Below are 6,217 nucleotides of genomic sequence, written 5' to 3' on the forward strand. Positions count from 1 at the left end.
ACCTTCCCTACTTCCCCTACTGCCCCTAATCCCCAGGGAGTGGGGGCCGGTGAGTTCCCCTACCTCCCCTACTTCCTGTTTATGGCGATTTCCGAAGATGGGGCAAAGATGGTATATGAGAGAATAGGGGCACAAGGTATTGCGTCCTCATTTTTGTATATCTAACCTGACAGACGAGCAAGCTTGTAAGTTCTAGGTCTAAAATATTAGATTAGATTACAGTTAAAAAGTGTAAAGAAGTATCACTTTTCGCGTACTCTTTTAAAACAACTTGTTCACTTTTCCTGTTGAGATTTGTATAAAAAAGCTCATGCAGCAAAGTTTTTGGCAACGAATTCTGGCTTTTGTTACAGTATTTTTCCTGGCTGGGTCGATTTGGATAACGCATTCTCCCAGCGCATACGCTTATGACAATCCTGAACTATTACCTGATACCCCAACTCCAGTTGTAGACTTAGCTGAGTCTTTGACTAGCCTTCAAGAAGAAAATCTTGTTAAGAAACTAGAACAATTTGAAGCCGACACTGGCTGGAAACTGCGAGTATTGACTCAATATGACCGTACTCCAGGGCGAGCAGTTATCCCTTTTTGGGGTTTGGATGATAAAAGCGTTTTGCTGGTGGCTGACTCTCGTGGTGGTAACATTCTCAGCTTTAGTGTGGGCGACGCTGTTTATGATCTCTTACCGCGCACTTTCTGGATTGAATTGCAAACCCGCTTTGGCAATTTGTACTTTGTGCGAGAAGAGGGCGAAGATCAAGCCATCCTACAAGCTATGGAAACAGTGAAAAATTGTTTGCTTGAGGGTGGATGCGCTGTTGTTCCCGGATTACCACAGGAGCAGTGGATTTTCACTTTGATTAGTTCAGTTATTGGTGGATTCATTTGTGGATTTGCCGCTCAACCTCGCCGTGAGGGACAAGTTGTTGCTTGGCAATGGGCTTTAATTTTCTCTCCTTTATGGGGTATCTTATTTATTTCATTCGGTATTGGACCAGTAGTGACACGCACAAACGACTGGCTACCCCTCATTCGCAACATTTCCGGTTTTCTCATCGGTGTTTTGGTTGCTTACCTTTCCCCTATTTTTAGTCGCTCTTCTTCTAGTGCTGAGTCTTAGACTCAGCACTTACGCAAAAAACCCGGTTTTCACCAAAAATCGTTTGTTTCGTAACCAAATACGAACAAATAAACCGATTTGGTGGCAGATGGTGCGTAAGTCCTAAGACTTTTGGCAAAAGTCAAACAAGTCAAAATGAAACCACAGATAATGTTTGTGGGTAAACACAACTATTCCTGCTGAATGTCGAGTGGGAAAATAGAATCCATGATGGACGCTCCACCGTCCACGTGGATTGTTTGACCTGTGATGAAGCTGGCTTCTTCCATGCACAAGAGCATCTTCATCTCTCCACTCTGCGACGGCGACGCGGTCTTTGATCTTCTTCATCGCGACGCAGGCGGCTACTCACACCCGTAAAAAAATCACGTACAACGTAAGGATAATCACTGACCCATAAGTCGCGGCTGGGAATATAAACATCGGAAATTTCATCAATAGTGCTTAAATCTGCACGATTTGACATAACTAACAGTTCTGCTCTTTGACCGCGAGCAATGGCTTTGTAGGCAACCCGCAGTGGTGCTTTATACTCAGCTGTAAATCCTGTGTCATCGCCAATTTCTAAGTGAATGCGTTTTTCCCGATTTTCGACAATCACCAAATCGCCTTTGTTATCAACAGTTTCCTGTTTACCAATCAACTCTTCTGTAATCCAGTAATCCAGCACTCGACCACGGAGAAAACCGCTGTATTTGTAACGGCGACATTTGGCATTTCGCATACTCGCCCAAAACACTGGTCCCCACAGCCAGTAAAGGGCACCAATCAACCCGATCAAAAAGACTATTGGACCAAAGTCAAGCCCCAGAATGACTTTAATAAGGAAAACTACAGCGACTGCAACGACAGAAATGAGCAGCCGTTGCAAAAAGTCTTGGAAGCTCCCCCAATAGTATTTATACTGTGGACCAGTGGCTATGAGGGGTATGATTTGTTCAAATTTCTGGCGAGTCAGTGGGACAATCATGGGTGCTGTGTTCTCAGTGGTGAGTGCTAGGTATTTTAAATCAGTTATCAGTTATCAGTGAACAGGCTTATGTAAGAAATTTCTGATAACTGTTTACTGTTTACTGTGTACTGTTAAAGAATTTTTTCTAATCCATATACTAACGACTTTAACTGGAGGACTTTACGAATTGCCAGTAGAACTCCTGGCATGAAAGAAGCGCGATCGCTTGTATCATGTCTTAGAGTATAAATTTGACCAGCTGAACCAAAAATCACTTCTTGATGGGCAATCAGTCCTGGTAAACGTACGCTGTGAATCCTAACGCCCTCAGCGGCTTGACTACCTCGCGCCCCTGGTAATTTTTCCGTTTCTTCTACAATAGGCTGGTTATATATTTTACCTATTTCTGCTAGCATCTGAGCAGTTTGAATTGCTGTACCGCTGGGAGCATCAGCTTTTTGGTTGTGATGCAGTTCAATAATTTCAACGTGGTCAAAATATTGAGACGCAGCAACTGCTGCTTGTTGCAGCAACACTATACCAATTGAAAAGTTAGGAATGATTAAACATCCTGTACTCGCCTTATCAGCAAATTCTGCTAAATCTTGAATTTGTTCTTGACTTAAGCCAGTGGTACCAACAACCGGACGAAGACCATAGGCGATCGCACTACGAACATTGTCATACACTGAACTTGGATGAGTAAAATCTACCATTACCCCTGGTTGTTTTTCACCAGATGCAAACGCCAGCATCGGTTCCAATTGATTGGTAATCGGAATTTCCAAAGCCTCAGTTAAACCTGCCAGTTCCCCTGCATCGCGTCCTTGATGTTCGACAGTTGTATCAATCGCACCAACAAGGTTCATATCTGGTGCTTGCGCCACTGCTTTTACAACCTCACGACCCATTTTGCCCGCAGCACCGATGACAACAACAGGGATTGGAGCTTGATTCGTCATAATTTGAGCAATACTTTTGACATCATCAAACGAATTGTAAATCCACTAGGAGTCTTGCTACGCGATTTTAAATTGCTTAACAGCCCATTTACTAGCAATAGGCATTCGCCAACCAGTTCCAAAGGCGCGATCTGTAATTTTCAATCCGGGGGGTGCTTGTCGGCGCTTAAATTCTGCACGCGCTACCAAATTAATCACTCGGTCTACTGTTGCTGGGTCATGACCTGCTGCGATAATTTCTTCTGAAGATTGGTAATCGTGAATCAGGCGTTGCAAGATGTCATCTAAAATGTCGTAAGAAGGTAGTGAATCTTGATCAACTTGACCAGGTTTAAGTTCAGCGCTGGGTGCTTTAGTTAAAACATTTTGTGGGATAACTTCAGCATTTCGATTTAACCAGTGGCAAATCGAATAAACACGGGTTTTTGGCACATCAGCAATGACTGCTAATCCTCCATTCATATCACCATAAAGAGTGCAGTAACCAACTGCCATTTCTGACTTATTGCCAGTAGATAGCAACAGATGACCAAACTTATTAGAAATTGCCATCAATAAATTGCCTCGAATCCGGGATTGAATATTTTCCTCTGCCAGCCCAAACTCCGTTCCAGCAAACAACTCAGCAAAAGTCTTGTCATAGCTTTGCATTAACTCCCCTATCTGTAGGATATGAGTTTTCATATCAAGATTTTCTGCTAAAGCCAAAGCATCGCTGATAGAATGCTCAGAACTATAAGGAGAAGGCATAAGAACACCGAGGACATTTTCTTTACCCAATGCTGCGGTAGCAACAGCCGCTACCAATGAAGAATCTATCCCGCCACTTAAACCTAGGACAACTTTAGAAAAGCCACACTTGCGAACATAATCTCGTAATCCTAAAACCAAAGCGTGCCACATTTCCTCATCTTCAGATTCATATTCTGGTGTTATAAAACCTGAACGTAAATCTCGTTGCACTTCATCAAATTCTACGATTATCAAATCTTGTTCAAAGCCACAAGCACGACAGACTATTTCACCCTGACGATTCAAAGCAAAACTTCTACCATCAAAAATTAAATCATCATTGCCACCAACTTGATTAGCATAGATAATGAGTTGCTGAAAACGCGCTGCACTAGACTTGAGCATTGCTTCGCGAAACTTCTGCTTACCAACACTATAAGGAGAAGCAGACAAATTCACAATAAAATCTACACCCAGAATTGCTAAGTCAGCAATTGGATTTGTGGTATAACTACGCTTGCCCCAAAATTCCTCATCATTCCATAAATCTTCGCAAATCGTGACGCCAATATGAACATCATCCAGGGTGAAGTAATTAGCTTCTGAACCAGCTTCAAAATAACGATGTTCATCAAAGACATCATAAGTAGGTAAAAGGCGTTTGTGAAAAACTTGTTTGACTTTGTTGCTCTCTAACAAAGCAATACTATTAAATAAAGTTTTACCGCCAGTTTTGTGTGCTGTTAAATTTTCTTCTACGGTTCCTACCAAGACAGCTAATTCTGGTGGCAAATCTCTTGCTAGTTGTTGCAAGCCAATGTCCATTGCTTGTAAAAAACTAGGATTCAGCAATAAATCACGCGGTGGATAGCCACATAAAGAAAGTTCTGGCGTCAGTAATAAACGGGCACCTTCTGCAACTGCTTTTTGTGCTATATCCAGAATTTTTTGGATATTTCCCGACAAATCACCAATGGTAGGATTAAGTTGAGCGATCGCAATCTTCATTTTCTTCTCTTTGTTTTCTTCTCTTCGTGCTCTCTACGTCTTTTTAATTAAATAAAAACTAAAGGTTTATCTTTAAAAGGAGCAAAAGCTTCCGCATCAAATTTATATAAACTAGCTGGACGACCAGCACCACGCGACACTTTTATTCCTGTATCATATAAAAAACCCAACTTGAGTAGACGCGCTCGAAAATTAGAATAATCAGAGAAATTTTCTCCTAAAACTGTCGTATATAACTGATATAAATCATTCAAAGTAAACGTTTCTGGTAGAACTTCAAATGCCACTGGGCTATACTCCAATTTATTTCGCAAACGCCTGTGTCCGTATGCCAAAATTTTGTTATGGTCAAAAGCTAATTGTGGCACTTGCTTCACTGGATACCAAGCTATTCCAGTGACTCCATCAGCAATCAATTCTGCTTCTTCAAACCGCACGAGGGCAAAGTGACTCACCGATAGATAACGCACACCATAACTATCGGTTGCTTCTCGGGGGTCGCGCTCCGGTCCTCCAAAGGTATATAATTGCTCTAAATAAAGATTTTTGACCCTTATTTTTTCAGACAGAATGCGATAAGCAGCATCTTCTACAGACTCACCTTGACGCACCAAAGTACCAGGAAGACTCCAATAATTTAAAAATGGCTCCTGCTGTCTCATAACTAATAAAACTAGCAGTCGATTTTGTGCAGTATCTACAGAGAAAATTACATTATCAACACCGACTTTAAAATCTGCTAAAGGTTGTTGTTTTAACAATTCTACAATCTTTCTTTGGTTGCGTCCTGGCATAGGAGCTCATCGTTCAACAAGTCAAATTTTCGGGTACAGATTTGTACAAATGCTCTTTATGGATATAATCAACGACCAGAGGTGTTAAAGCTTCGCGATCGCCATTTTCACGATAAGCTGTTGAAGACACATCTGGACCAATAAAATTGGCAACTGTGACTTTCCCTCCGAGTTTTTGCACCATATGCAAATGAGATTCATCTATTGCATATCTTGGGCGCGGTATGACCAGAAGTTGTACTTGCTGCAACAAATCTTCAATATGATACCAACGCGGCAATTGAGCGAGCAAATCAGAACCTATCACTAACGTAAACTCAGCCTCTTGCCAACGTTTTTTTGCATTGTCCAATGTTTCCAGTGTTCTCAAATAACTTAATTCCTGTTCCAAACCAATATTGTGCTTTGACGAATCTATCTCCACAATCAACAAATGTAACATCGCTACCCGATGTTCTAAACAAGTTTGATGCGACTTCAAAGGATTATTTGCCGCCCAAACAGCCACCCAATCAAAATGCTCTGACAGCCAGCGAATAACCGCTTGGTGTCCAGCAGTTGGTGGATCAGCACTCGTACCAAATAGAGCAACTTTCATACTTAATAGTCACGAAGTCAGGAGTCAGGAGGAGCCAGCGCCGTGGGCGGG

Annotated in this window: 7 protein-coding genes; 1 reads left to right on the forward strand and 6 read right to left on the reverse strand. The window is 41.9% G+C overall.

What is annotated here, in order from left to right; all coding sequences use genetic code 11:
* Window positions 1–310: 310 nt before the first annotated feature.
* A complete protein-coding gene (locus DP117_RS33015; protein WP_169222388.1) occupies window positions 311–1,120 on the forward strand; it encodes a TPM domain-containing protein in 810 nt (269 codons plus the stop codon).
* 170 nt (window positions 1,121–1,290) lie between these two features.
* Here the strand turns inward: DP117_RS33015 and DP117_RS37425 are convergent, their stop codons facing one another.
* From DP117_RS37425 to DP117_RS33045, 6 genes are all read right to left on the reverse strand, one after another.
* Complete coding sequence (locus DP117_RS37425) at window positions 1,291–1,401, reverse strand: hypothetical protein (protein WP_348983012.1); 111 nt, start codon at window positions 1,399–1,401, stop codon at window positions 1,291–1,293.
* A 2-nt stretch (window positions 1,402–1,403) separates the two neighbouring features.
* Entirely contained in the window at window positions 1,404–2,090 is a 687-nt protein-coding gene (locus tag DP117_RS33025) for a phosphate ABC transporter permease (protein WP_169222389.1), read from the reverse strand.
* Window positions 2,091–2,203: 113 nt separating this feature from the next.
* A complete protein-coding gene (gene dapB / locus DP117_RS33030) occupies window positions 2,204–3,034 on the reverse strand; it encodes a 4-hydroxy-tetrahydrodipicolinate reductase (RefSeq protein WP_169222390.1) in 831 nt (276 codons plus the stop codon).
* Between the two features lie 57 nt (window positions 3,035–3,091).
* Window positions 3,092–4,774, reverse strand: a complete 1,683-nt coding sequence (locus DP117_RS33035; RefSeq protein WP_169222391.1) for an NAD+ synthase — start codon at window positions 4,772–4,774, stop codon at window positions 3,092–3,094.
* 47 nt (window positions 4,775–4,821) lie between these two features.
* Window positions 4,822–5,568, reverse strand: a complete 747-nt coding sequence (locus DP117_RS33040) for an NUDIX domain-containing protein (RefSeq protein WP_169222392.1) — start codon at window positions 5,566–5,568, stop codon at window positions 4,822–4,824.
* 13 nt (window positions 5,569–5,581) lie between these two features.
* Window positions 5,582–6,166, reverse strand: a complete 585-nt coding sequence (locus DP117_RS33045) for a nicotinate-nucleotide adenylyltransferase (RefSeq protein WP_169222393.1) — start codon at window positions 6,164–6,166, stop codon at window positions 5,582–5,584.
* Window positions 6,167–6,217 lie beyond the last annotated feature (51 nt).

This window comes from Brasilonema sp. UFV-L1, assembly GCF_012912105.1.
Classification (GTDB): domain Bacteria; phylum Cyanobacteriota; class Cyanobacteriia; order Cyanobacteriales; family Nostocaceae; genus Brasilonema.